Source organism: Chryseobacterium sp. FW101-FHT12H09 (assembly GCF_058790395.1).
Map to the genome: position 1 here is coordinate 488,651 of NZ_JBYTCP010000003.1, position 23,075 is coordinate 511,725.

Consider the following 23,075-nt stretch of genomic DNA (forward strand, 5'->3'; position numbering starts at 1 on the left):
GGATCTTCTTTTATGATTTTAATTTGCAAGAGAGAGAAGCATTTCAGTCTACCAGCTTCAAATATTCTCAGATCATCTACATAAAAAATTACGGCGCGGGAAGCTATGCTTCCCGCGCCGTAATTAAACAATTTCAATTTAGTTATAGTGATTAAGCTTCTGCAGCCTCACTTCTTCTATGACATCTTGATTTGAATTCTTTTTTGAATTTACCTTTCAATTCTTCATATTGTTCTTCATTCATTTCTCTGATTTTATCTGCAAGACCAAAAGGTGATCTTTCTTTAATTCCATATTCATCAAAAATACCTCTGATAAATCTTTTTCTTTCTGCCATTTTTTTAACAGCTAATGCTACGCCTACAACGGCTAGTGCTCCTAGTGCACCTTTTAATACTGAATTTTTCATTTTTTCAAAATTTTAAATTTTACTACTTCTTGTTTTTTATATAGACGAATGAATTCTAATTTTACTTTACTACTTCTTTAAAAACTTCAAATTATTCGTTATTTCTGTTGTGTCTGTTGAAGAATCCGCTTTCGCATTTACTTCTCCACACCTCTTTGAACTTTTCTCTTTCTTCGGGAGATAAGTGTTGCATTCTTTCCCTCATCTTTCTTTCCTTAAAATCTCTCATTCCTTTTCCAAAGTGGAAACCTCCGAAAAGAATTTTGCTTAAGATCAATACTCCCATTGCCTGCCAATAGGTAATTGATTTTACGCCTAAAATTTCAGGAAGAAGGCAATTCCATAGCGACATGACAATCCATGTAACGGCTAATAAAATCAATGGTGGACATAGAATTAAAAAAATCCAACCTTTTTTGTGTTTATGATTCATAATATCTTCTTTCTATTTCTAACTGTTTAAATCTTCGTATAATGCTCTCAATCTGTTTCTCAGATGTTTCACCGCATAATTTTTTCTGCTGATAATGGTCTTTATATTTTCACCTTGTTCATCAGCTATTTCCTGAAGGGTCTTATCGTTCAGCTCATTTTCCATGTAAACCAGTTTTTGCTTTTCAGGAAGTTCTTCTAAAGCTTCAAATAACTTCTTCCAGATTTCATCCTGAAACATTTTAACTTCAGGTCCCGCACTGTCATCCATCAATAAAATATCTTTGATAGAAAAATCACCATCCTCATCTTCATATACAAAATCTTCAAGATTTTCTGTTTTCTTTTTGCGATAACGGTCGGTAATTTTATTGGCAGTAACCCTGTACAACCAACCCCCAACATTTACAATCTCAGAAAGATTGGTAATGTTACTAAACTGATACCAGACCTCCTGCAGAATATCTTCCGCATCTTCCGTGTTTTTCACTTTCGGACGAATGAAAGACATCAGTTTTCCTCCGTAGCTTGAAACGGTTTGCGAGATGATGTTTTCTTTCTCTTTCTGTGGCATTGTTATTTTTTCGACAACCTCCATACTAACATGACGATTGTACATTTTGTTTTACTTTAATAAATTTAAAATATTTTTTATCAAATATTCACTTTTCTTTTGTTAATCGTATTTTGACAGTCTGAAAAAAATAATATTTATAAGGAGCTTAATCCCGCTATCCGCTCATACTCCTCGCTCCATCCTTTGCCTGACTCTTGCTGTGGGGTAACCGCTACTATCGGGGCTATTGATCCATCATTACGAGTAAAGCGAAGCAATCTTTTATTAACAGATCTGCTGTAAGACGAGATTCTAAAGTACACTTGTGAACTACGTTCGCAGACCTTCAGCCTGTGCTCGGAATGAAAAATTCAGCTTTCAGTAACAAACAGAAAGAACGGAAAGCAAAATGCTTTCCGTTCTTTTATAAAAATTGTATCAGTCTTATTTACTTTTATTAAAATTCTCAGCAAAAAATCCTAACATATATTTGTAGAGTTCAAGTCTGTTCGGCTCCTTTCCAAAGCCATGACCTTCGTCGTATTTTACCATATAGGGTGTTTCAAAACCTTTGGCACGCATTGCTTTTACAATCTGATCGGATTCATTGATGTTCACTCGTGGATCATTAGCTCCTTGTACAACAAAAAGAGGTTTTTTGATCTTATCGATCTGAAATACCGGAGAAACCTCTTTGGCAATTTTTGCCTCTTCAGGATTATCCAGATCATACCATATCTGTTTCGTCATTTCTTTATATGGCTTCCAGTATTCAGGGAATGAATCAAAGAATGTAAAGATATTGGAAACTCCAACATAATCTACACCACAGGTATATAAATCTGGAGTTTTAATCAGCCCCATTAATGTAGCATAGCCACCGTGGCTTCCTCCATAGATGGCAATTTTATCCTTATCCACCCATCCTTGCTGGATTGCATATTTTACTCCATCTTCCACATCATCCATTGCTTTTCTCCCGATTTGCTTATAACCTGCTTTCTGGAACTCCTTTCCATACCCCCCTGAAATTCTAAAATTCACCTGTAAGGTCGCATATCCTCTACTGGCAAACAATTGTGTTTCAGGATTAAAGCCCCAATCATCTCTAATACCTTGTGGCCCTCCATGAGGATTTACTACTAAAGGAACTTTTTTCCCTTCCAAAGCAGCTTTTGGCAATGTGATATATCCATAGATAGTCAACCCATCTCTGCTTTTGAATTCAATGGGCCTCATTTCTGCCATATCCTCTTCCTTCAATTGAGGCATCAGATTATAAAGAAGCTTTGTCTGCTTGGTTTTGGAATCATACTCGTAATAGGTTCCATATAGCTTATCACTTCCAACTACGACCAAAAGTTTATCATTATTATCATCTGATGAAACAACACCAAATTCTTTATCTCCAAACTGAGATTTTAGTTGAGCATCAATTTCTGTGTAGAATTTACTTACCGGAACAGTTTCACTTTTCACTCCGTTATAACTGATATAATCCAGTTCATAATTTCTGTTTTTACCGGCAGTACGTATTGAACTTACATCATAAACAGGATTAGAATATACATCTTTAATCGCTTCATTTTTCTTTAAGTCATATAAAACAATTTTTGCTTTATCACTGTCCAGATTTGTCACAACATAAGCCTCATCTTTATTCTTAGAATGATCATTGAAATCTATAATACTAAATGTATCAGACCAGTCCGTTGATTTAATGAGATTGAATTTCCCTGTCTGCAGATCTTTATAATAAGTCTTTGTAGTCAATCCATTTTCAAGAACAATATATCCTCTTAAATCCCCATCTTTATCAAAGATATAATCATCAATAGGACTATTAACATCTTTATTTTCATACAGCTGAATCATTTCACCTGTAACGAAGTTTATTTTGTACGGTTCGAAGATCTGTTTGTTATTTTTATTCATTGTGACAACGACAAAATCGGTATCCTTTATCAATTTTACGGAACCCAGTGTTACTCCATCAAATGGAGTAAGGTCCTTGAGATTACTTCCATCAACATCCGCCGCATACAAATGAAGATTCTCATTTCCCCCTTTATCCTGAGTGAAAAACAAACGCTTTTTATTCAACCATCCATAGCTTTTTACAAGATCTTCCTTCTCTTCTATCGCTTGGGTAACTTTTCCGGTTTTTAAATCTTTTACATAGACATGATTCTTACTGTCTTTATCTTTTTCTTTATAAGAAAGAAAATTTCCGTCTGGTGAGATTTTAAATTGTGAAGCTTTTGGCCTGGCAAAATAGTCTTCAACTTTGTATTTAAAATTTCCTGTGTCATAAGAAATAAGTTTCTCAAGACTGGCTTTGGTAGATGGTAGGGTAGCATCACCGGGTAACTTAGTGGTCGTGTTTTGTGCATTCATCATAATCGTTGAGAGAGCAACCTGAGCGGTTACTATAATTTTAGTTTTTATGTTCATGACTTGTGATTTGGAGTGAATTAAAACGTAGCAAAAAAAATGCTTTCTATATTAGACGTTTAATCACCCTTAAATGTTACATTTTTCTCTCTTCAATGTGAAAAAAAAGCACGAAAAGTAAATTCCGTGCTTTTTATATGAAAAAATATTCTTTTAATGTAAATAAATTCCAAAATACCAGGTCCATAAAATAAGTATAACCTGCATTGGGAGCCTTTCTTTATATAAATAAGCCATTCCTGGGCCTGTATAATCTCCCTTAAAAATATTGACTTTCTTCTTTGATGAATTGATGTTGGCAATAAAAACCATAACAAAAAAAACAATCAACAAAACAGCTGTGGTCTCACGTATTGATGGAATCATCAATCCAATTCCAGCCGCAATTTCAATAATTCCCGTAATGTATACCCAAAACATTTTGGCAGGAATAAAATCGGGGATCATCATGGCCATTCCTTTTTGAAATTTAAAATGGGCAAAACCTGTAAACAGAATAAATACTGCCATTCCCAAATTTCCAGAAAATAAAAAATTCCAGCTTCCCTGAAACAGTTTTGTACCTAGCAAAGCCAGAATGAATGTGGCAAAAAGGATTGTTAATAATTTCATGTGTTATTTTTATCTCTCGAAGATGATACAAATTTCGCAAATGATTGCAATTAGTTCAATGCTAAAATTATAACAAAATTGTGCGTCAACTATAAAATCTGCTCAATAATATTATTTAGCTCACAGCTAATTTCCTTCAGCAAGAGTTTTTACAATTTCAAGACCTTTAGTAAAGCCTGTATTCATATGCTCTTCCCAGTCTTTTTCGGTTTGTACCTCTGCATGAAGTTTTGTCTTTCCATCAAAATCAATAAGAAAGTATTTTTCAAACGCACCACTCCATTGCTTAATCTCCATACTTTCGGTGTCTTCTACACCATCCTTAATCATTCCAAGGTGTTTAAACACAATTTGATTAGGCTCATCCAAACTGTCAATGGTAGAAACCATTCCTTCATTATTTGAATCTACAAAATAGGTTTTTCCTCCTACCCTCCAATCCGATTTCATGTATGAACCCGATGAATTAAAGAACTTTGTCCATTCATTATATGTTTCAGGTCCCCAAAGGATGTCCCATACTTTCTGTTGAGGCGCATCGATTACTGTTTCATAAGATAATGTTTCCATATTTCTAATTTTGTGATTATTAAGTTAAGTAACTAAGTCTTTAGTCCGTAAAATTAAAGCTGATTTTGCGAAAGGTTTTTCACGATTTCCAAGGCATTAGGAAATTTCTCTTCAAAAAAATCTTTAAACTCAGCAGGGGTCTGGATTTCACTTTTTAAAATTGTACCATTTTCAGTTTCCTCTAAAACATAAGATTCCGTTGCTTCCCCCCAATCCTGAGGGGCTTCTACACCCTCATAAATTTCTCCCAGATGTAAAAATTTTATTTCTTTATTGGGTATATTTTTTTCAACACGGCTGTACATTCCATTATTATTGGGATCTAAAAACTTCACAATACTTCCTTCTTCAAGATTTCCCTGATAAAAAGAACCTTCTGTGAAGGCAGCTGTCCATTGCCTATAGGTCATTTCACTCCAAAGTACCGTCCATATCTTTTCAGGGGTAGCATTGATTCGTATTTCATAAGTTAATCTTTCCATATATTATTTTTAATTAGTGTTTATAAATCTATTATTCATGGGTAACCTTCTAACCGCCGACAAAATCACCCCCATTAATGTGAATGATCTCACCTGTAATAAAACTGGAATCCTCAGAAGCCAGAAAAACATAAGCCGGAGCGACTTCAGAAGGCTGTCCCGCTCTCTTTAAAGGATTATCCTTTCCAAATGTTGAAAGATCATCAAATGTTTCTTTCACCAGTGGTGTCCAGATAGGCCCCGGTGCAACTCCATTCACTAATATTTTCTTATCAGCAAGATTAGTAGCTAAGGAACGGACAAAGGTAGCAATCGCTCCTTTTGTTGCCGAATAATCGATAAGATGGTTACTTCCCCGATAGGCCGTAACAGAAGTTGTACAAATAATTCTTGATCCTTTATCCATTAACGGCAAAAAATCCCGTGTTAAAGAAATCATTGAAATGATATTTATGTTAAAAGTCTCCGTTATCTGATCATCTGAGATCTTTTCAATATCATTTTTAGGAAATTGCACTCCTGCATTGTTGACCAGAATATCCAGGCTCTTCCATTCCTTCTTAATTTTCTCAATACATTTGTTTCTAAATGCTTTTTTGGAAACATCTCCCTTAAATAAGAGGCATTTCTGACCTTCTTTTTCTACGAGCGTCAACGTTTCTTTAGCATCTTTATCACTTTCTTTATAAATAATAGCAATATCAGCTCCCTCTCTGGCATAATGAACTGCAACGGCCTGCCCTATTCCACTGTCACCTCCTGAGATAACGGCTTTCTTATTAAGAAGTTTTTTACTTCCTATATAATTTTTACGGATAATCTCGGGAAATAATCCTTCTTTAGGCACTTTAGATTTGGATCTTGACTTGTTCTGTGTGTTCATAAGCAAATCTTTTTCTAAAATACCATCAAATGATAAGCCGAAATAGATTTAAGAATTATAAGCTTCTTCCAACTCTTGGATAATAATTTTCTGCATTTTCATCATCACCTGTACTACTTTTTGAGCCTTTTCCTGGTTCGAATCGTTCATAAGCTGAATAAGTCTCTTTGGAACGATCTGCCAGCTAAATCCGTATTTATCTTTCAGCCAGCCACACATACTTTCTCTACCCCCACCCGATATCAGCGTATTCCAAAGAAAGTCTGTCTGTTTCTGGTCATCAGTCATGATCACCATTGATACCCCTTCATTAAAATCGAATTTATGATCATATGAAGAATCCATACAGTAAATATCATAACCATCAATCATAAAGTTGGCATGCTGAATATTTTCAGGATTTTCATTAGGTTCACCACCATCTTTATATTTCAGAATATTTCCAATTTTTGAGTTAGGGAAAGTTTGGGTATAAAACTCCATTGCTTCCATCGCCTTACCATTATTCTGATGCATGAACATTAATGTCGGAACAATTTTTTGGTCACTTGTTTTCTCTCCGAAAAATAATTGCCAACTAACTCCATACTGATCATCAAGCCATCCGAATTTTTTACTCCAGGGATAAGAGTCAAGTGCCATCAATTCCTTACCTCCTACCAATAGCTGATCCCAATATCTTTGAACTTCATCTTCAGTTTCACATATAACCATAAAAGATACTGATGGATTTTTTTCAAAATGAGGACCACCATCCAGGAGCATTAATTTTTGACCAAAAAGGTCAATATTCATTACTACAGGAGTATCTGCAGTAATTCTTCCATTAAATACTTTGCAGTAAAATTCTGCTGATTGTTTTGCATTTCCGTCGCACCAAAGGCATGGAAAAATATCATTATTCATAATTTTTATTTTTTGTGGTGAGTTGATGTAATTTATGTTGTCAATACAAGCTATTCGATGTATTGAATTTAAGTTCATAAATCTTAGGTGTCGTAAAAAGAATGACACCAATGGGTATTGGTTAATTTTTAAAAGAAATTTGATGCTCTTGCATATAGACTTTAAGCTTCTCCATTGTATTTTTTCCAAAACCATGAAGCTGCATGATTTCATCTTCAGAATAATCTGATAATTTTTCTAAAGAATCAATCTTCTCTTTTTCTAAAGCACGTCTTGCAGGCATAGCAACTACGCCCTGCAAAAAAGTTCCCTGAACAACATGATTAACAGCACAAATGGAACTTAAACATTTTGCCATTATTAATAGATTGATCATGATTGTAAAAATATTTTAATGTTTTTCAACGTATTTGTGGAAATTATCCAAAATAGCATACCATCCATCTCTCTGCATTTCCACGGAGTTTTGTTTTTCAGGATCAAAAACTTCAGTAACTTTTGTCGTATCAGGATCTATTTTTTCAAAGATTACATCTACATTTCTCCCATCTTCAAGGTGATATTTTATCCTTTGATTAGGAATAACCTCATCATAAACACCCGCAAAATCAAATCCGAAACTTCCGTCTTTAGCTTCCATTCTGCTTTTGAATTTGCCACCTACTCTAAGGTCGTTTTCAGAGCTTGGACATTGCCAGCTTTCGTGAGCAAAATTCCATTTTATAATATGATCAGGCTTATTAAAATAATCCCAAACCTTTTCAACAGGAGCTAAAATTGTAATATCTATTTTAATAGGATCCATAATTCTATTTTTAATGATTTAGTTAAATAAGGGCAACCATTAAAAAGTTGCCCTCTAATAATTTAGTTAAATATAAGATTATTTTGCAGATTCTTCATTATAGTTCACCATCCAATGAACACCATATTTGTCCTGAAAACTACCGAAATAATCTCCCCAAAACTGGTCTTCAATAGGCATTTCAATATTGCCGCCATCAGAAAGACCTTTAAAAAGACGGTCTGCTTCTTCCCTTGATTCCGGAAATATAGAAACATAATTATTGTTCCCAACCGTTAAAGTTTGTCCGAATCCGGGAACGATATCAGAAGCCATCAGTAAGTCATCGCCAATAGGTAGAGCAATGTGCATAACCCTGTTTTTTTCTTCGTCAGATAGGTTTTCAGTTCCTGGGGCATTCCCCATTTTATGAACTTCACCGCGAAATTCACCTCCGAAAACAGATTTGTAAAAGTTGAATGCTTCTTCAGCTGTACCATCAAAATTGAGGTACGAATTTAATTTTGCCATGATATTAATTTTAAAAGTTATTGTTTATTTTATAATTTTTAAAAACAGATAGTAAGAATGATTCACAAATAACACTATTTGATTATTTATCATTTATCTATGCCGTGTTTTTATTCTTAAAGTCGATTGAGAATTAATGATTTAAGAATTTCACTACTTCATTAGTAGTTAAGCTAATCAGATTTTCATCTGTATTTCCTTCAAAATCTGCCATCATATAAGAACCATGAGTTGCCGGAAGGATCAATAATTGAGAATCGGGAATCAGGCGCCACATTTCAACAACATGTTCTGGCTTCATAACATCCTTATCTCCAGAAATGAAAAGTGTAGGTGAGTCTATGGAGGTTAATATCTTTTCGTCCCAATCTTCAAAATTCTGCATTCTTTTGCTGTCTTTATCAAATAGATTTTCAAGTTTTGAAAAGTCAGGGTTTAATTCAAGAAAATTAATCTTCAAAGGTTCGGGCATTGATTCTAAAGTCGCTTCAGACATAGACTCAAAAAAGCCGTCTATCATTCCATTTCTTTTGAAAAATGAAGAAGCAACAATCAGTTTTTCTATTATTTCCGGATAAAGATGACCAATTTGCATGACCGTATTTCCACCATTACTGAATCCCCAGAATGAGGCTTTTTCAATTTTCAATTCCTTTAAAAGGGCTGCCACATCATGAGCATCCTGTTCGAAAGTTTCGGGAATATCTCTATGTTCGGTCTTTCCATGGTTTTGTAAATCTATTCCGATGAGTTGAAATTGAGATTCCAATCTTGAGATGACTTCTTTAAAGTCAAATAAAATTGAAGATCCACCACCATGAACGAGAACCAAAGGCTTTCCTGAACCGTAGATCTCATAGTACATTTGAATTCCATTGACTGTTTTAAAGCCCTTTTCAGTAGGATTCATTATTTAGTATTTTAAATTATCATCAGTATCATACTTCATTCCAGGATATCCCAGAATTTTTCGCATCAAACCTATTTGTCCACATAAATAGTCTTCACGACTGATAGACATTCCCGTAAAATTGAGTTTTGTCTCTGGAACATAAGGTACATTCATTCCGATTTCAAATATTTCCTCAAGCTGCTCATCCGTTGCTTCGAGTAATTTTTGATATACTTTTGGTGAAATTGCATGAAAGTTCTTCTTCAATTCTTCCAGACTTGGATAATTAAAACTCTCATCTAAAGCCTTTCCCTGAAAGAAAAGTTCTGTGTATGGATCCTCTTCCTGAAGTCCTAAAACCCAGCCTAAGCCATAACGCATATTGAGAAAATTTCCTGCCATCCAAACAATATGGTTGGTTTTACCGTCAATTCTTTTCATTCCATCTTCTTCCGAAATACCATCCAAAACATTTAAAAAGCTTTGGGAATGCATCCTGTACGCCGGAATAACGATATCTAATTTTTTTGATTTTGGTGTGTCCATTATAAATGGTTTTTAGTATTAAAGTTTTAATTCTTTGTGATTCTACTTTATAGCTCCCGATTTTCCGAGAATTCTTCTGAGGTAACCAAATTGTCCGCTGTGGTAAATTTCGTGCAGAGAAAGTCCCGAAACATCATTAATTATTGCTGGATCAATACTTTCGAGATTATTAAGATTTGATTCAAGTTTATTCTGAGTTTCTTTTAAATATGATTTTAACTCTTCAAAACTTATAAACTCATCCTTCCTGTTTAAAGGCGTTTCCCCTCTGTTATAACATGAATATTTTTCATTATCCCAAACTGATTCTTCACCTAAAACATTTAAAAAAGCATTTCTTATATAAATTAAATGTCCTAAGATCCAATTCATGCAATTTGCTTCACCATTAGGAAAAACCATTGCTTCTTCATTGGAGATACCTTCGATATTCATTGAAATCACTTTGTAATTGCTAAAGACAAGGTATTTTATGATTTCTATATCGTTTGATTTCGATTCCATAATGAATAGGTTTTAGAATTAAGCTATTCTGTTGGAAGTTGAGACATATCCGCGAACATAACTTCCCACTGATGTCCATTAAGATCAGCAAAAGCGTTTTGATACATCCATCCGTGATCCTGAGGTTCACTATATTTTGAACCACCATTCTCTAAAGCTGTTTTTACCATATTGTCAACTTCTTCGCGACTGCTAACGCCGATGGCTAGAAGCACCTGTGTCGTCTCACCCTGCGCAATAGGTCTATTGGTAAATGTTTTGAAAAATTCTTCTTTTAGAAACATGGCGAATATGTTTTGTTCGTTCAAAACCACACATACTGCATTTTCATCAGAAAACTGTTCATTGATCGAGAAACCAAGCTTGGTCCAAAACGCTCTTGTACTTTCAACGTTTTTTACGGGTAGGTTTACATAAATTTGATTGACTTTCATTGTTGTAATTTTAGTGTTAAACTTTAAACCAAAATTACCAAGTCAATATCAGAATCATCTTGCCCTATGACAAGATTTAATTTTTCTTTGGATGTGAAACTATTTCTTTACGAATTCTGCTCAGAGAAGTATCTGTAACACCCAGGTAGGAAGCGATTTGTTTTAAAGGAGCGAATTGAATAACCTGACATTTTTGTTCAAGCAAATTAAGATAGCGTTTTGTTGCTGAAAGAGTAAACATCTCTACGGAACGCTGTTTGTAGGCAAATAATTGCTGGGACATCCATGATCTTCCCCATTCTCTAAGATTAGGAATTTTATGAAACAGATCCTGAAAGGTATCATAATCTAGCTTCCAACATTCGCAGTCTGTGATACACATGATATTTTCCTGTGATGGAATCCTTTGAAAAAGAGAGAGAACTTCTATAATGATTTCATTCTCTGCAAAAAAGTGAGTCGTTACTTCATTACCATTAAAATCATTCACGAATGATCTTGCTAAACCTTTATCCAAAACATAATATTCATTAGCTGTTTTTCCTTCTTCAAGAATAAAATCCCCTTTTTGAAAACTTATCTTTTCATGAGCTTTGAAGATCTCATCCAGCTCATCATGCATGAAGAAAGGAAAATCATATGAAATTTCTAAAGCTTTATTTGCCATGAGATGAATATTTTTTAGAGTTTTAAAATTAGAATTTTTATTGGAATTGATATAAAAAAGTTTTATAAATGTAAAATTAGGAATGCTTTACTAACCTCAGTTTATCCGTTGAGTGGACCTTCTGAGAAAGGTATATTCAGAAATTTTTCATCAATATTTCCGATACATAATCAGCTTCACTTAGATTACAAATGGCTTCAGCCAAAACAATTATTATTACTTTAAAACAATGAAAGTTGAATAGAATTTGGTTTTGTTGGTTTTTCAACATCTCCAAAAACGGTTTTCCCGCCAAACCTCCAGGAGTTCTGCCTTTCTTCTTCTATGACCTGCTGGATATCGAAATCCGGAGTGAAATCCTTTTCTGTTGCAGCTACAATCTGATGTAGCTTATTTAATGTCTTCAGTTTATCGGAATTTCCCAATTTTGACTTTTCAATTCCCTTTCTAAGAATATCTATGCTTTCATCATACACTTTCGTAGGAACAGGAAACGGATGTCCGTCCTTCCCACCATGAGCAAAAGAAAATCTCGCAGGATCGGAAAATCTTGATGGTGCCCCATGAATCACTTCACTTACCAGAGCTAAAGACTGCATTGTTCTGGGACCAACGCCCTCCAACATCAGTAGATCTTCGAAATTTTGTGGTTGCTGTTCGCGGGTTACATACAAAAGTGCACCTAAACGTTTTAAATCAACATCAGAAGCCCGAACATCATGATGACCAGGAAGAATCAATCTGGAAAAATCACTCATGATCTCAGCAGAATCTGTGTGAGAAATATCCAGAATTCCTTTTCTGCTTTGTGAAGCATTAGCATCAGTAAGATTGAGGATCTTGCCTCTATAAACTCCATTGATACCAGTATGTGGCTCTTCGACAAAAGATTTTATATTTTCCGAGTGCCAATGATAACGTCTCGCCGTTCCATCGGATTCATGCATTCCCTGTTGAACCACACTCCAGCTTCCATTATCGGCCAGAATAAAGTTATGTAGATATAATTGATAACCATCCTGAATCGCTGTATTATCAACTTTTGCAGATAGTTTACTAGCCTTTACAAGCTCAGTTCCATTAAGTCCTGTTTTATCAGCAATCTGAATTAATTCCTGAGGTGTATTTCTTGAAAGCTTTCCTTTTCCGCCACAGATATAGATACCCAGTGATTGAGAATTCGGATTTACGGAACGTTTTAAAGCACCCATTACAGAAGTAGTTATTCCCGATGAATGCCAATCCATTCCCATTACAGCACCAAAACTCTGGAACCAAAATGGGTCTGCCAGTCTACGAAGCACCTCATCCTTACCATAATCCATTAAGATTGCTTCAACTATAGAAAGTCCAAGTATAGACATACGTTCATACAACCACGGCGGTACTTTGCCATAGTGTAAAGGTAAATCTGCTGTTCCTGAACGTTTCATGTAGTTTAAAATGTAAAGTTAGTGGATATTAAATAAGATTTTGATGATTTGAATCATTAATCCAGGTGCTTTTTAATCACAAATGATATTAATATATGATATAAATTTCCGCTGAAAAGCCCTTTTTTATTGAATTTAAAATTGCTGAGGTTCTTCACTTCATTTACATTGCGTTCTGAATGACAAAATCACTCGAATGAATAAAACTCCAACCCCTTATGTTTCGCTTCATCAAATTTTTCATTAAAAACAATTTTGTTTCCAAAAGGATCATTAACTGTAAAAGACACAGCGTCGTAAAATGTTTTTTCCAGTCCGGGCCTGTTGTATTTATATTTTTTATCAATCAGCTCTTTATGGTATTCTGCTACCCCTTCTCCCCAGATAAAAACACTGCTTCCGGGTGTTGAATCTCCATGATGCTCACTTAAATGAAGAATGATATTGTCTTTTTTCACTTCCATATAAACAGGTGTATTTTCTTCGAAACGATGTTCTAAAGTAATTTCAAAACCTAACCAATCAACGTAAAACTCTATTGTTTTCTGATAATCAAAAATTCTTAGAATGGGAATAATGTGTTCTGCTTTCATTGTATATTTAATTATTGATGTGAAAGAATATTAATTAATTTATCAAACGGATCTTTGACAAAAAATCTACGGACTCCCCAGTCTTCATCAGTAATATCATAAGTTACTTCAAACCCTGAATCCTTCATCATGTTATACACTTCATCAACCTCATCAACTTCAATTGACAGATCCGGAACAGGAGTATTATTCCCGCCTTGTGCTGCAAAACTTATCTGAACTTTCGATTCTACATCATTTCCAAATGTTTTGATCCACCCATGATCCATCAATATTTCAAGACCTAAAATATGATGATAAAAATAATCTGCACGGGACAAATCTTCAGTTTTGATGTTTGTAACAATTCTTTTTACCATTTTTATTTAAAATTATGAAATTATTACCATCAAAAAAGCCCTGCAAAAATAAAATCTTACAAGGCTTTCTTTTTAAAAGAGTTTTACTTCAATTTTATTTTAATGCTTCTAAAGCAGCACTATAATTTGGTTCGTTTACAATTTCGGAAACCTGTTCTGTATAAACTACTTTATTATTTTCGTCCGTAACGATTACCGCACGGCTTAAAAGGCCTTTCAAAGGAGAATCTGTAATGGTAACTTCATAATCATCTCCAAAGCTACTTCTGAAATCAGAAAGTGTTTCTACGTTATTCAAGCCTTCAGCAGCACAAAATCTTCCTAATGCAAATGGCAGATCTTTAGAAACATTGATCACAACAGTATTATCTAAACTGGAAGCTTCTTCATTAAATTTTCTTGCTGAAGCTGCACAAGTTCCGGTATCGATACTAGGAAAAATATTGAATACTTTTTTCTTTCCTTCAAAGTCAGAAAGCGTTTTTACAGCTAATCCAGAATCTACCAATGCAAAATCTCTGATGCTGCTTCCTACGGATGGTAAATTACCTAATGTATGTACTTCGTTTCCTTTTAATGTGATATTTGACATAATTTATTTTTTAAGGTTTTTCAAATTTACTTAAATAAGGCATTTTTCTCGTTGAAATAAAGGTTAAATAATTCTTAAAGTGCAAAAACTTATTTAGGTTTAATCTAAAAAATTTAAATTTTAACTAAATTTGTGGGAGTTAAAAAATCAAATAATAAATAACAGTATAATGTCAGAAAAATCAAAAATCTATTACACATTAACGGATGAAGCTCCAATGCTTGCTACACACTCGTTTTTACCTATTGTAAAGGCATTTACAAAATCAGCAAATATTGAAATTGCAGTTCCGGATATTTCTTTAGCAGGAAGAATTCTAGCTAACTTCCCGGAATTCTTAAGAGAAGACCAAAGAATTGGTGATGCCTTGGCTGAACTAGGCCAACTGGCTACAACACCAGATGCCAATATTATTAAATTACCAAATATTTCAGCTTCTGCACCTCAATTAGATGAAGCTATTGCGGAACTACAATCTAAAGGATTTGCTGTTCCAAATTATCCTGCTGAACCCAAGAATGAGGAAGAGAAAGCAATCAAAGCTAAATATGCAAAAGTATTAGGAAGTGCTGTAAACCCTGTATTGAGAGAAGGAAATTCAGACAGACGTGCTCCAAAAGCTGTTAAAAACTATGCAAAAGCTAACCCACACAGAATGGGTGATTGGGCTTCAGACAGTAAAACTGACGTTGCTACCATGGCCAATGGAGACTTCTATGGCACTGAAAACTCTACAACTCTTGAAAATGCTACAAAATATAAAATTGTATTCAAGGGAAATGATGGTTCTGAAAAATTATTGAAAGATTTCGCAGGTCTTCAGGCTGGAGAAATTATTGATTCTTCCGTAATGAACTTAAATGCTTTGAAAGCTTTTGTAAAAGAAGCAATTGAAGAGGCTAAAAATAAAAATGTATTACTTTCTGCTCACTTAAAGGCTACGATGATGAAAATCTCCGACCCTATTATTTTTGGTGCTATCGTAGAAACGTTCTTTAAAGATGTATTTACAAAATACGCTGATACTTTTAAATCTTTAGATGTCAATCCAAATAATGGTCTTGCAGATCTTTTTGAAAAAATAAAAGGAAACGCTCAGGAAGGTGAAATTAAAGCGGCTATTGAAACTGCTTTAGCTAACGGACCAAGAGTAGCTATGGTAAATTCTGATAAAGGAATTACCAATTTCCATGTTCCTTCAGACATTATCGTTGATGCATCTATGGCTGCTTTAGTAAGAGGAGGCGGTAAAATGTGGAATAAAGAAGGTAAAGAAGAGGATACAATAGCAATCATTCCAGACCGTTCTTATGCAGGTTTCTATCAGGCTGTGATCGATGATATGAGAGCTCACGGTAAATTAGATCCTACTACAATGGGTTCAGTTCCAAACGTAGGGTTAATGGCTCAAAAAGCTGAAGAATATGGTTCTCATGACAAAACTTTCCAGGCTGATACTGACGGAACAATTGAAGTTCAGGATGAAACTGGAAATATACTTCTTTCTCAAAAAGTAGAAAAAAGTGATATCTTCAGAATGTGTCAGACTAAAGATGCACCTATTCAGGACTGGGTAAAGCTGGCTGTAAACAGATCAAGACTTTCTGATACTCCTGCGATCTTCTGGCTAGATAAAGGAAGAGCTCACGATAGAGAGATCATCAAAAAAGTAGAAAAATACTTACAGGATCACGATACTGCAGGACTGGACATTAGAATTCTTGATGTTAAAGATGCAATGACTGAAACACTTAAAAGAGCAAGAGAAGGTAAAGATACCATCTCAGTTTCAGGAAATGTATTGAGAGATTATTTAACAGATCTTTTCCCAATTCTTGAGTTAGGAACTTCTGCAAAAATGCTTTCTATTGTTCCGTTAATGAATGGTGGTGGTTTATTTGAAACTGGTGCCGGAGGTTCTGCTCCTAAACACATTGAACAATTCCTTGAAGAAGGATACCTAAGATGGGATTCTTTAGGTGAATTCTTAGCGCTTCAGGCTTCTTTAGAGCATTTAGCTCAAACTCAAGGAAATACAAAATCTCAGGTGTTAGCAGATGCTTTAGATGAGGCGAACGCTAAATTCTTAGCTACTGACAAATCTCCAGCAAGAAAAGTTGGCCAGATCGATAACAGAGGTTCTCACTTCTATTTAGCAATGTACTGGGCTGAAGCTTTAGGTAATCAAACAGTTGATGCTGAGATTGCTCAAAAATTCAAATCAATAGCTGCTGCTATGCTAGAGAACGAGGCTGTCATTAATCAGGAATTAATATCCGCTCAAGGTAAGCCTCAGAATATTGATGGTTACTATAAAACCGATACATACAAAACATATGCAGCGATGAGACCAAGTACTATTTTAAATGAAATTATTGATGGAATTTAAATCTATAAAAAATCTTTGGTTTCTAATTTTTGCATTATTATTTACAGTTTCATGTTCTGGCGATTCAGATGAAGTAGTTGCCCCTCCCCAACCTATTGAAGAAAAAATAATTCTAAAAGATGTAATAGTCGTTAACGATACTACAATCAGATTAGAATGGACAACAACAGGTAAAAATGTATATCAGAATTTTCAATTTTTGAGAAGTAACTCTGAAAATGCAACTCCAGAATATCTGAACCAGGAAAGCGGAAGTACATTTATAAAAGTAGATGCTAATGTTCCTTATTCTTCATATGTAGATTACCAAGTAATTGGGTATACTACTAACGGTGAGCCGATAAAAAGTAATATTGTTTCTTATAAGAGACCCAGTATTAAACCGCTACTTAATATCAAACCAATAGATGCATTATTCGATGCTGATAATGGAAGTATGTTTATATTTAGCTCTACCGGTAATATAATGAGGTATGATGTAACAACAGGTACCGTTACAAAAGAAATATCTACCGGCGCTACATTGGGCTACTCGTTCTTAGGTACATATAATGGTCAAAAGGAATTATATGTTCCTAGAAATGATGGTTGGGTTTATATTTATAATCCTAATGATTTATCTTTAAAAGATCAAATAAATTTCGGAAGCGAAGTAAAAAGTGTTGTTTTAACAGATAATAAATTATATGGAACTACAGGAGCTATTTCGAATGTTTCTTTAAAATGTTTTGACAGAGCTTCTAAACAATTAATATCTGAGAATGGAAGTTATCAGTTTGGTAGAATAAAAAAAGTAGCTAACACAAGTTCGAGTTTCTTTTTTATCACTACAAACGTAAGCCCTACCAACCTTATACGTTTTAATTATAATGCCGATGGATCATTTGTTAATAGATTTGAGGACACTTATCATGGTGATTACCCTTTAAACCCTAGAATATTTGAATCTTTGCCAACCGGAAATGGCTTCTTAACAGCTATGGAAGGAGTTATTTATAATTCTAATTTAGTTTATATAGGGCAGTTACCACGTGGTAATTCAGGACTTTCAAGTTATGATTTTGATGCTAATAATATCATTGCAGGAACTGATAAAAAAAGTATTGAATTTTATAACTTAACAGGTTATGCAAAGGTAAACTCAATAAGTACTGAAAGATATCCGTTTAAAGTATTTAATTATGGGAATAAAGTAGTTTCCTTAAGCTCAATAAATGCTTTAAATATAGGTTCAGGTTATTCTGATCCTCCTGAAAATGTTATCGTAGAAATATTTAATAAATAATAAAAACCTCTCCTTCTGGAGAGGTTTTTTGATATAAATTGAATTGAAATTCTAAAACATCAGATCTTGTCTTCTACAATCACCTTCCGATGCTCTCTACCCCAATTGATCATTTCCATTATAATTTTCCCAAAGGTTCTGCAATAATCTGTAGGTATATATTCAATTAGAACCGGAGTATCCGGATACACATTTCTCGTCACCAGTTTATTGAGTTCCATATCTTTCAGTTCCTTTGAAAGCATTCTTGTCGTGATACCGGGAATACTGCGCTCAATTTCACGGAAGCGTCGGTTACCATTACAAATCGCATTGATTACCGGAATCCGCCATTTACCCCCTATAAAATATAGGGTATCCTGCAGTGCTCTTAATTCTTCTGTCTGATCTCTTTCCATTTTGTAAAAATTAAGTTGATATACTCTGTGATACTGATTACAAAAGTATACCATTTTCACTATAACTTTGTCAAAAATTTTAAGAAATGAATAAATTTAACAACAAACTGGCTATCGTAACCGGTGGAAATAGTGGAATCGGATATGCAACAGCAAAAGAATTAATTGCGGAAGGAGCAAAAGTAATTATTACCGGAAGAAGAAAGGAAGCCATAGACAAAGCAGCAGCAGAGTTAGGAGCAGTCGGATTTGTTTCTGATCAGGGAAAATTAGAAGATATCTCTTTATTGAAAAAAGAAGTTGAGGATCAATATGGAAAAGTGGATATTCTATTTATCAACGCTGGAATTACAGGAACATTAACCTCTATTGAAAACATGAATGTTGAAAATTTTGACAGTGTAATGGATATTAACTTCAGAGGTGCTTACTTTACGCTGAGTCAGTTTATTCCTACATTAAATGATGGAGCGTCTGTCGTGTTTTTATCATCAATTGTAGCGGCTACACATAATCCAAACAGTTCGATCTATCAAGCCAGTAAAGCGGCACTAAACTCCATTGCAAAAACAGCAGCTGCAGAATTAGCACCAAGAAAGATCAGAGTAAATATGGTAAGTCCCGGGCCTACAAAAACAGAAATAATGAATAAAGCAGGACTTGATGATGTTACCTTACAAAATATTCAGGAGCGCCTGATCAATGAAATTCCATTAAAAAAAATGGGAACTGCTGAAGATGTTGCCAAACTTGTAAGCTACTTATCTGATGACAGCATATCAAGTTTTATTACAGGTACTGAAATCATCGTTGATGGCGGAATGGTTTTATAATAAAATTCTTTCAACTATAAAATACCGGAAGTACTTCCGGTATTTTATAGTTATAACTGAGGGATAAAAATTCTAGTTTCACCCTTTAAATTGTCCGGTTCACCATTCTTTACATTTCATCATTCTGAACCAGTATCTACTTTTGAACCATAAAATAAAACGATTATGGATTCAGTAAAGAAAAAGAGAACAATAAAACCTATAGCTATACTATTCATAGCGATCCTGGGAACCTTTGCAGGACTGCAGCTTTTCAATCCACCACTCGAAGGTAAACCTGTAACCGGTACCATTGAAGCGCCTCGTGAAGTGATCTCTATCTTAGAAAGATCTTGCTTCAATTGTCATTCTAATGAGCAAAAACTCAGTTGGTATGATAAAATTGCTCCTCTATCATGGGCCGTAAAAAAAGATGTGGAAAGGGCAAGAGAAGTAATGAATTTTTCAGAATGGTCGCAGCTTTCTCCAGGAGAACACAAAGGAAGAATGTATTCCATCCTAAACATGATGCAGGCTGGAAAGATGCCTCTTCATGAATATACTTTGCTACACTCATCAGCAAAGATTTCCAGTAAAGATATTGAAGTGATCAGAAAATATACTTTATCTCTTTCCGGAAAAAATCCCACTCCAATAAATAAAAAAATTAATGATCCACATCAGGATATAAAACAGGCTTCCGCAGGTTATCCGGGTTTTCCTGTGTCACCCAACGGAGTTCGTTATACACCTGAATTTAAAAAATGGAAAGTCATCAGCATGAGTACGTTGTTCGACAATTCCATTCGTGTGATCTATGGAAACAATATTGCTGTTAAAGCTGTAGAAACTGATAACTTTCATCCATGGCCAGATGGCAGTATTGTGGTAAAAGCAGTATTTAAACAAACCGAATCCGCTGACGGAGAAATAAGACCTGGTGAATTTATTAACGCTCAGTTTATGGTAAAAGATGCAAAAAAATATACCGATACGGAAGGCTGGGGATTTGCTAAATTTTCCGGAAAAGATCTTCATCCGACAGGAAAAACAGCATCATTTGCAAAGGAGTCATGTATTGCCTGTCATCGCCAATTGGCAGAACCTACAGGATACCTATTCGATGTTCCCATGAAAGTAAACACAAAAAATCTAATCGAAAAATTACAGAAAAAATGAAAAATATAAACATCGCTTTTTTAGCAATTTTCTTCCTTTTAACGGCATGTAAAAATGAAGATCCCAATAAAGATCATGTACGTCTGGTGTTTGATGCAGGTCATCTTAAATTTATCGGTTCTTCATTAAACAAAAAGAAAGAAACCATGTCTGCTTTGTATGGAAACAACCAGGCACTGCTATCGCTATCAAAGAAGAAAACTCAACCGGAAGCAGGAACTAAAATGAAACTTGTCACCTGGAAGTATCATAAAAATCCACAGTACACCGGCGGAACCATCACAGGTGAATTGCTGAGTATAGAAACTGTTGAAACGAATGCCAAGGGAGAGACATCATATCATAAGGATAACAGTTCTACTAAAGGAAATACCCAATCCATTGACAAAGAACAAAGAATACAATATATGCTGGGTTATCAACCCGTCGTTATGCCCTAATTGAAAATAAAAATTATCAGGTAATCTGGGATTGAAATATCAGTCCCAGATTATATTTATTAAAGTATTATGATTAAAAAATATTAATTTAACATTTTTAAAACCTACCTTCTTAATGCATCAGGAAAAAATAAAAATATCGCAGGCTGTCATCTGGATAAGCTCCATTTTTTTAGGGGTCCTATCGTCAGTTCCCCAGCTTGCTTCTCACGACTTCAATCTCATGGAAGCTGTAGTGAACGCAGCCATTACCTCAGCTTTTGCGGTAGTCATGTGGTACCTCAACATCTTCCTGCTCAACCGCAACAAAAAAAGACGCCAGGGAATTTCTTACTCCAGGCTATTAGTGGTACTGGCATTGGGTATGGTGGTCATGTTTGCATTGGCATGGGTACAACAATTAATTTTATCCCACATCAACTTTGGGCCTGTCATGCTTATGGTAGAGGTAAGAGGAATTCTGATCAACCTTGTTTTTTATATGTTTTTAAATCTTGTTCAGCATAATTATACCGGCCAGCAAGTTCATTTGGAATTAGAAAAAGTAAAAAGTGATAACCTGGGTGCTCAATATGAATTACTTAAACAACAGGTGAACCCTCACTTTCTTTTCAATAGTTTAAATACACTGAAGTCTATGGTGGAAACTCATGATGAAGAAACCGTGGATTTTATAATTAAACTTTCCGATTTCTATCGTTTTACTCTGGAAAGCAGAAAGCTTGATCTAATCACAGTAGAGGAAGAAATGAAAATATTAAACTCTTATCTCTTTCTTCAAAAAGCCCGATTTGGTGATGGTTTTACTTTTACCGATACATTGGATAAAGACACTTTAAAGACACTTATTCCGCCTTTCACTTTGCAGCTATTAGTAGAAAACTGTATCAAGCATAATATTGTTTCACAAAGTAAACCTTTACATATTAAGATATATGACGCAAACGATAAGATTATTATTGAAAACCCTATTCAGCGTAAAATGATTCCTGAAGATTCTTTAGGTGTTGGCTTAAACAATGTTAATATGCGTTACAAACACTTATTAGATCAGGAAATTGACATTACAGACAACAATCAAATTTTTCAAATAAAACTACCTTTTATCCATGAATATCATCATCATTGAAGACGAATTCAGAGCGGCAAAATCACTGCAGAATTTAATCAAAGAATTAAAACCTGAATCTACAATTACCGGAGTTTATGACAGTATAGAATCCAGTGTAGAAGCTTTATCCCAAGGTAACAAACCCGATCTTATCTTTATGGATATCCATCTGTCGGACGGGCTTTCTTTTGAAATTTTCAAACAGGTTGACATCACCTGCCCGGTGGTCTTTTGTACCGCATTTGATCAATATATGCTGGATGCTTTTAAAAGCAAAGGGGTTGATTATGTTTTAAAGCCATTTTCACGGGATGACATTGCTGAAGCTTTAAGAAAAGTTGACGAGTTGAAAAAATTTTTCCAAAAGACAGAAATTCCTGAACTGGAAGCTATTTTACAAAAAATAACTCAGCCACAAGCTTCTACTAAAAGTAGTTTCCTTGTTTTTAAAAATCAAAAATACACTACGATACTCACAGAAAATATTGCCTATTTCTATATTCATAATGAAATGACCCATCTGGTTACTTTTGATAAACAGCAGTTTTCACTCACCCAATCATTGGGTCAGGTGGCAGAACTTGTTTCTCCTAAACAGTTTTTTAGAGTAAACAGACAGTATATCGTTAATTTCACAGCCATTAAAGAAATGGAACATTATTTCCAGCGTAAGATCTATGTTAAATTAGTCATTGACACTCCTGAAAAGCTTCTTATCAATAAAGAAAAAACACATAGCTTTTTCTCCTGGCTAGAAGACCGGTAATTGCTCAAATCTTAAACTTATTTTTTTCAGGGTTCACCTTTCTATTTGTCTGGTTG

The 23,075-nt window shown here is 34.6% G+C and carries 29 protein-coding genes; 7 read left to right on the forward strand and 22 right to left on the reverse strand.

The genetic code is table 11. From position 1 onward, the window contains the following. Window positions 1-151 precede the first annotated feature (151 nt). The 21 genes from AC3WRL_RS12935 to tpx form a co-directional block, all read right to left on the reverse strand. Window positions 152-409, reverse strand: coding sequence for a hypothetical protein (locus AC3WRL_RS12935; RefSeq protein WP_214831468.1), 258 nt, complete (start codon window positions 407-409; stop codon window positions 152-154). A 91-nt stretch (window positions 410-500) separates the two neighbouring features. Further along, window positions 501-842 (reverse strand): hypothetical protein, encoded by a 342-nt coding sequence (locus AC3WRL_RS12940; RefSeq protein ID WP_214831469.1) that lies wholly within the window; start codon window positions 840-842, stop codon window positions 501-503. Window positions 843-860: 18 nt separating this feature from the next. Beyond that, entirely contained in the window at window positions 861-1,460 is a 600-nt protein-coding gene (locus tag AC3WRL_RS12945; protein WP_492330453.1) for an RNA polymerase sigma factor, read from the reverse strand. 381 nt (window positions 1,461-1,841) lie between these two features. Continuing rightward, window positions 1,842-3,851: a S9 family peptidase gene (locus AC3WRL_RS12950; protein ID WP_492330454.1), complete on the reverse strand. Its 2,010-nt coding sequence runs from the start codon at window positions 3,849-3,851 to the stop codon at window positions 1,842-1,844. Between the two features lie 153 nt (window positions 3,852-4,004). Next, window positions 4,005-4,463, reverse strand: coding sequence for a DoxX family protein (locus tag AC3WRL_RS12955; RefSeq protein ID WP_214831471.1), 459 nt, complete (start codon window positions 4,461-4,463; stop codon window positions 4,005-4,007). A gap of 126 nt (window positions 4,464-4,589) precedes the next feature. After that, window positions 4,590-5,033 carry an SRPBCC family protein gene (locus AC3WRL_RS12960; protein WP_214831472.1) on the reverse strand — a complete coding sequence of 148 codons (444 nt, stop codon included), beginning with the start codon at window positions 5,031-5,033 and terminating at the stop codon, window positions 4,590-4,592. A gap of 53 nt (window positions 5,034-5,086) precedes the next feature. Beyond that, window positions 5,087-5,515, reverse strand: coding sequence for an SRPBCC family protein (locus tag AC3WRL_RS12965; RefSeq protein ID WP_214831473.1), 429 nt, complete (start codon window positions 5,513-5,515; stop codon window positions 5,087-5,089). A 49-nt stretch (window positions 5,516-5,564) separates the two neighbouring features. After that, entirely contained in the window at window positions 5,565-6,398 is an 834-nt protein-coding gene (locus AC3WRL_RS12970) for an SDR family oxidoreductase (protein WP_492330455.1), read from the reverse strand. Between the two features lie 48 nt (window positions 6,399-6,446). Next, the gene (locus AC3WRL_RS12975; RefSeq protein ID WP_261512581.1) at window positions 6,447-7,304 is read right to left on the reverse strand and encodes a VOC family protein; all 858 of its coding nucleotides are present in this window, start codon (window positions 7,302-7,304) and stop codon (window positions 6,447-6,449) included. A gap of 121 nt (window positions 7,305-7,425) precedes the next feature. Next, entirely contained in the window at window positions 7,426-7,662 is a 237-nt protein-coding gene (locus tag AC3WRL_RS12980) for a helix-hairpin-helix domain-containing protein (RefSeq protein WP_251040609.1), read from the reverse strand. A gap of 33 nt (window positions 7,663-7,695) precedes the next feature. Further along, the gene (locus tag AC3WRL_RS12985; protein WP_214831477.1) at window positions 7,696-8,109 is read right to left on the reverse strand and encodes an SRPBCC family protein; all 414 of its coding nucleotides are present in this window, start codon (window positions 8,107-8,109) and stop codon (window positions 7,696-7,698) included. 78 nt (window positions 8,110-8,187) lie between these two features. After that, window positions 8,188-8,619, reverse strand: coding sequence for a VOC family protein (locus AC3WRL_RS12990; RefSeq protein WP_214831478.1), 432 nt, complete (start codon window positions 8,617-8,619; stop codon window positions 8,188-8,190). A 133-nt stretch (window positions 8,620-8,752) separates the two neighbouring features. Further along, window positions 8,753-9,529 (reverse strand): alpha/beta fold hydrolase, encoded by a 777-nt coding sequence (locus AC3WRL_RS12995; RefSeq protein WP_261512582.1) that lies wholly within the window; start codon window positions 9,527-9,529, stop codon window positions 8,753-8,755. A gap of 3 nt (window positions 9,530-9,532) precedes the next feature. Beyond that, a complete protein-coding gene (locus AC3WRL_RS13000) occupies window positions 9,533-10,057 on the reverse strand; it encodes a DinB family protein (protein ID WP_214831480.1) in 525 nt (174 codons plus the stop codon). A gap of 42 nt (window positions 10,058-10,099) precedes the next feature. Continuing rightward, window positions 10,100-10,561 (reverse strand): hypothetical protein, encoded by a 462-nt coding sequence (locus AC3WRL_RS13005; protein WP_214831481.1) that lies wholly within the window; start codon window positions 10,559-10,561, stop codon window positions 10,100-10,102. Between the two features lie 23 nt (window positions 10,562-10,584). Next, window positions 10,585-10,995 carry a VOC family protein gene (locus AC3WRL_RS13010; protein ID WP_214831482.1) on the reverse strand — a complete coding sequence of 137 codons (411 nt, stop codon included), beginning with the start codon at window positions 10,993-10,995 and terminating at the stop codon, window positions 10,585-10,587. A 76-nt stretch (window positions 10,996-11,071) separates the two neighbouring features. After that, window positions 11,072-11,662 (reverse strand): Crp/Fnr family transcriptional regulator, encoded by a 591-nt coding sequence (locus AC3WRL_RS13015; protein WP_214831483.1) that lies wholly within the window; start codon window positions 11,660-11,662, stop codon window positions 11,072-11,074. Between the two features lie 221 nt (window positions 11,663-11,883). After that, window positions 11,884-13,095: a DUF763 domain-containing protein gene (locus tag AC3WRL_RS13020; RefSeq protein ID WP_492330456.1), complete on the reverse strand. Its 1,212-nt coding sequence runs from the start codon at window positions 13,093-13,095 to the stop codon at window positions 11,884-11,886. 188 nt (window positions 13,096-13,283) lie between these two features. Further along, a complete protein-coding gene (locus AC3WRL_RS13025; protein WP_214831485.1) occupies window positions 13,284-13,688 on the reverse strand; it encodes a glyoxalase superfamily protein in 405 nt (134 codons plus the stop codon). Window positions 13,689-13,699: 11 nt separating this feature from the next. Then, window positions 13,700-14,047 (reverse strand): VOC family protein, encoded by a 348-nt coding sequence (locus tag AC3WRL_RS13030; protein WP_492330457.1) that lies wholly within the window; start codon window positions 14,045-14,047, stop codon window positions 13,700-13,702. A gap of 94 nt (window positions 14,048-14,141) precedes the next feature. Continuing rightward, a complete protein-coding gene (gene tpx, locus AC3WRL_RS13035; protein WP_214831487.1) occupies window positions 14,142-14,639 on the reverse strand; it encodes a thiol peroxidase in 498 nt (165 codons plus the stop codon). Window positions 14,640-14,808: 169 nt separating this feature from the next. On the opposite strand from tpx, the gene AC3WRL_RS13040 reads away from it, so the two are divergent. Then, window positions 14,809-17,028 (forward strand): NADP-dependent isocitrate dehydrogenase, encoded by a 2,220-nt coding sequence (locus AC3WRL_RS13040; protein ID WP_492330458.1) that lies wholly within the window; start codon window positions 14,809-14,811, stop codon window positions 17,026-17,028. After that, a complete protein-coding gene (locus tag AC3WRL_RS13045) occupies window positions 17,018-18,313 on the forward strand; it encodes a hypothetical protein (RefSeq protein WP_214831489.1) in 1,296 nt (431 codons plus the stop codon). The genes AC3WRL_RS13040 and AC3WRL_RS13045 overlap by 11 nt, the downstream gene beginning before the upstream one ends. A 59-nt stretch (window positions 18,314-18,372) precedes the next feature. Here the strand turns inward: AC3WRL_RS13045 and AC3WRL_RS13050 are convergent, their stop codons facing one another. After that, entirely contained in the window at window positions 18,373-18,711 is a 339-nt protein-coding gene (locus AC3WRL_RS13050) for a winged helix-turn-helix transcriptional regulator (RefSeq protein WP_214831490.1), read from the reverse strand. Window positions 18,712-18,797: 86 nt separating this feature from the next. Between AC3WRL_RS13050 and AC3WRL_RS13055 the strand changes: the two genes are divergently transcribed. From AC3WRL_RS13055 to AC3WRL_RS13075, 5 genes are all read left to right on the forward strand, one after another. Continuing rightward, window positions 18,798-19,544: an SDR family oxidoreductase gene (locus AC3WRL_RS13055; protein WP_261512585.1), complete on the forward strand. Its 747-nt coding sequence runs from the start codon at window positions 18,798-18,800 to the stop codon at window positions 19,542-19,544. A gap of 165 nt (window positions 19,545-19,709) precedes the next feature. After that, a complete protein-coding gene (locus AC3WRL_RS13060; protein WP_261512586.1) occupies window positions 19,710-20,702 on the forward strand; it encodes a heme-binding domain-containing protein in 993 nt (330 codons plus the stop codon). Beyond that, window positions 20,699-21,142: a hypothetical protein gene (locus AC3WRL_RS13065; protein ID WP_492330459.1), complete on the forward strand. Its 444-nt coding sequence runs from the start codon at window positions 20,699-20,701 to the stop codon at window positions 21,140-21,142. The genes AC3WRL_RS13060 and AC3WRL_RS13065 overlap by 4 nt, the downstream gene beginning before the upstream one ends. 115 nt (window positions 21,143-21,257) lie before the next feature. Then, on the forward strand, window positions 21,258-22,271 hold the full coding sequence (locus AC3WRL_RS13070; RefSeq protein ID WP_492330460.1) for a sensor histidine kinase: 1,014 nt from the start codon (window positions 21,258-21,260) through the stop codon (window positions 22,269-22,271). Continuing rightward, on the forward strand, window positions 22,252-23,019 hold the full coding sequence (locus tag AC3WRL_RS13075; RefSeq protein ID WP_214831495.1) for a LytR/AlgR family response regulator transcription factor: 768 nt from the start codon (window positions 22,252-22,254) through the stop codon (window positions 23,017-23,019). The genes AC3WRL_RS13070 and AC3WRL_RS13075 overlap by 20 nt, the downstream gene beginning before the upstream one ends. Window positions 23,020-23,075 lie beyond the last annotated feature (56 nt).

Bases quoted from the DNA above. Each gene is read 5' to 3' on its own strand.
- AC3WRL_RS12935 (WP_214831468.1), bottom strand. From the start codon at position 409: ATGAAAAATTCAGTATTAAAAGGTGCACTAGGAGCACTAGCCGTTGTA.
- AC3WRL_RS12940 (WP_214831469.1), bottom strand. From the start codon at position 842: ATGAATCATAAACACAAAAAAGGTTGGATTTTTTTAATTCTATGTCCA.
- AC3WRL_RS12945 (WP_492330453.1), bottom strand. From the start codon at position 1,460: ATGTACAATCGTCATGTTAGTATGGAGGTTGTCGAAAAAATAACAATG.
- AC3WRL_RS12950 (WP_492330454.1), bottom strand. From the start codon at position 3,851: ATGAACATAAAAACTAAAATTATAGTAACCGCTCAGGTTGCTCTCTCA.
- AC3WRL_RS12955 (WP_214831471.1), bottom strand. From the start codon at position 4,463: ATGAAATTATTAACAATCCTTTTTGCCACATTCATTCTGGCTTTGCTA.
- AC3WRL_RS12960 (WP_214831472.1), bottom strand. From the start codon at position 5,033: ATGGAAACATTATCTTATGAAACAGTAATCGATGCGCCTCAACAGAAA.
- AC3WRL_RS12965 (WP_214831473.1), bottom strand. From the start codon at position 5,515: ATGGAAAGATTAACTTATGAAATACGAATCAATGCTACCCCTGAAAAG.
- AC3WRL_RS12970 (WP_492330455.1), bottom strand. From the start codon at position 6,398: ATGAACACACAGAACAAGTCAAGATCCAAATCTAAAGTGCCTAAAGAA.
- AC3WRL_RS12975 (WP_261512581.1), bottom strand. From the start codon at position 7,304: ATGAATAATGATATTTTTCCATGCCTTTGGTGCGACGGAAATGCAAAA.
- AC3WRL_RS12980 (WP_251040609.1), bottom strand. From the start codon at position 7,662: ATGGCAAAATGTTTAAGTTCCATTTGTGCTGTTAATCATGTTGTTCAG.
- AC3WRL_RS12985 (WP_214831477.1), bottom strand. From the start codon at position 8,109: ATGGATCCTATTAAAATAGATATTACAATTTTAGCTCCTGTTGAAAAG.
- AC3WRL_RS12990 (WP_214831478.1), bottom strand. From the start codon at position 8,619: ATGGCAAAATTAAATTCGTACCTCAATTTTGATGGTACAGCTGAAGAA.
- AC3WRL_RS12995 (WP_261512582.1), bottom strand. From the start codon at position 9,529: ATGAATCCTACTGAAAAGGGCTTTAAAACAGTCAATGGAATTCAAATG.
- AC3WRL_RS13000 (WP_214831480.1), bottom strand. From the start codon at position 10,057: ATGGACACACCAAAATCAAAAAAATTAGATATCGTTATTCCGGCGTAC.
- AC3WRL_RS13005 (WP_214831481.1), bottom strand. From the start codon at position 10,561: ATGGAATCGAAATCAAACGATATAGAAATCATAAAATACCTTGTCTTT.
- AC3WRL_RS13010 (WP_214831482.1), bottom strand. From the start codon at position 10,995: ATGAAAGTCAATCAAATTTATGTAAACCTACCCGTAAAAAACGTTGAA.
- AC3WRL_RS13015 (WP_214831483.1), bottom strand. From the start codon at position 11,662: ATGGCAAATAAAGCTTTAGAAATTTCATATGATTTTCCTTTCTTCATG.
- AC3WRL_RS13020 (WP_492330456.1), bottom strand. From the start codon at position 13,095: ATGAAACGTTCAGGAACAGCAGATTTACCTTTACACTATGGCAAAGTA.
- AC3WRL_RS13025 (WP_214831485.1), bottom strand. From the start codon at position 13,688: ATGAAAGCAGAACACATTATTCCCATTCTAAGAATTTTTGATTATCAG.
- AC3WRL_RS13030 (WP_492330457.1), bottom strand. From the start codon at position 14,047: ATGGTAAAAAGAATTGTTACAAACATCAAAACTGAAGATTTGTCCCGT.
- tpx (WP_214831487.1), bottom strand. From the start codon at position 14,639: ATGTCAAATATCACATTAAAAGGAAACGAAGTACATACATTAGGTAAT.
- AC3WRL_RS13040 (WP_492330458.1), top strand. From the start codon at position 14,809: ATGTCAGAAAAATCAAAAATCTATTACACATTAACGGATGAAGCTCCA.
- AC3WRL_RS13045 (WP_214831489.1), top strand. From the start codon at position 17,018: ATGGAATTTAAATCTATAAAAAATCTTTGGTTTCTAATTTTTGCATTA.
- AC3WRL_RS13050 (WP_214831490.1), bottom strand. From the start codon at position 18,711: ATGGAAAGAGATCAGACAGAAGAATTAAGAGCACTGCAGGATACCCTA.
- AC3WRL_RS13055 (WP_261512585.1), top strand. From the start codon at position 18,798: ATGAATAAATTTAACAACAAACTGGCTATCGTAACCGGTGGAAATAGT.
- AC3WRL_RS13060 (WP_261512586.1), top strand. From the start codon at position 19,710: ATGGATTCAGTAAAGAAAAAGAGAACAATAAAACCTATAGCTATACTA.
- AC3WRL_RS13065 (WP_492330459.1), top strand. From the start codon at position 20,699: ATGAAAAATATAAACATCGCTTTTTTAGCAATTTTCTTCCTTTTAACG.
- AC3WRL_RS13070 (WP_492330460.1), top strand. From the start codon at position 21,258: ATGCATCAGGAAAAAATAAAAATATCGCAGGCTGTCATCTGGATAAGC.
- AC3WRL_RS13075 (WP_214831495.1), top strand. From the start codon at position 22,252: ATGAATATCATCATCATTGAAGACGAATTCAGAGCGGCAAAATCACTG.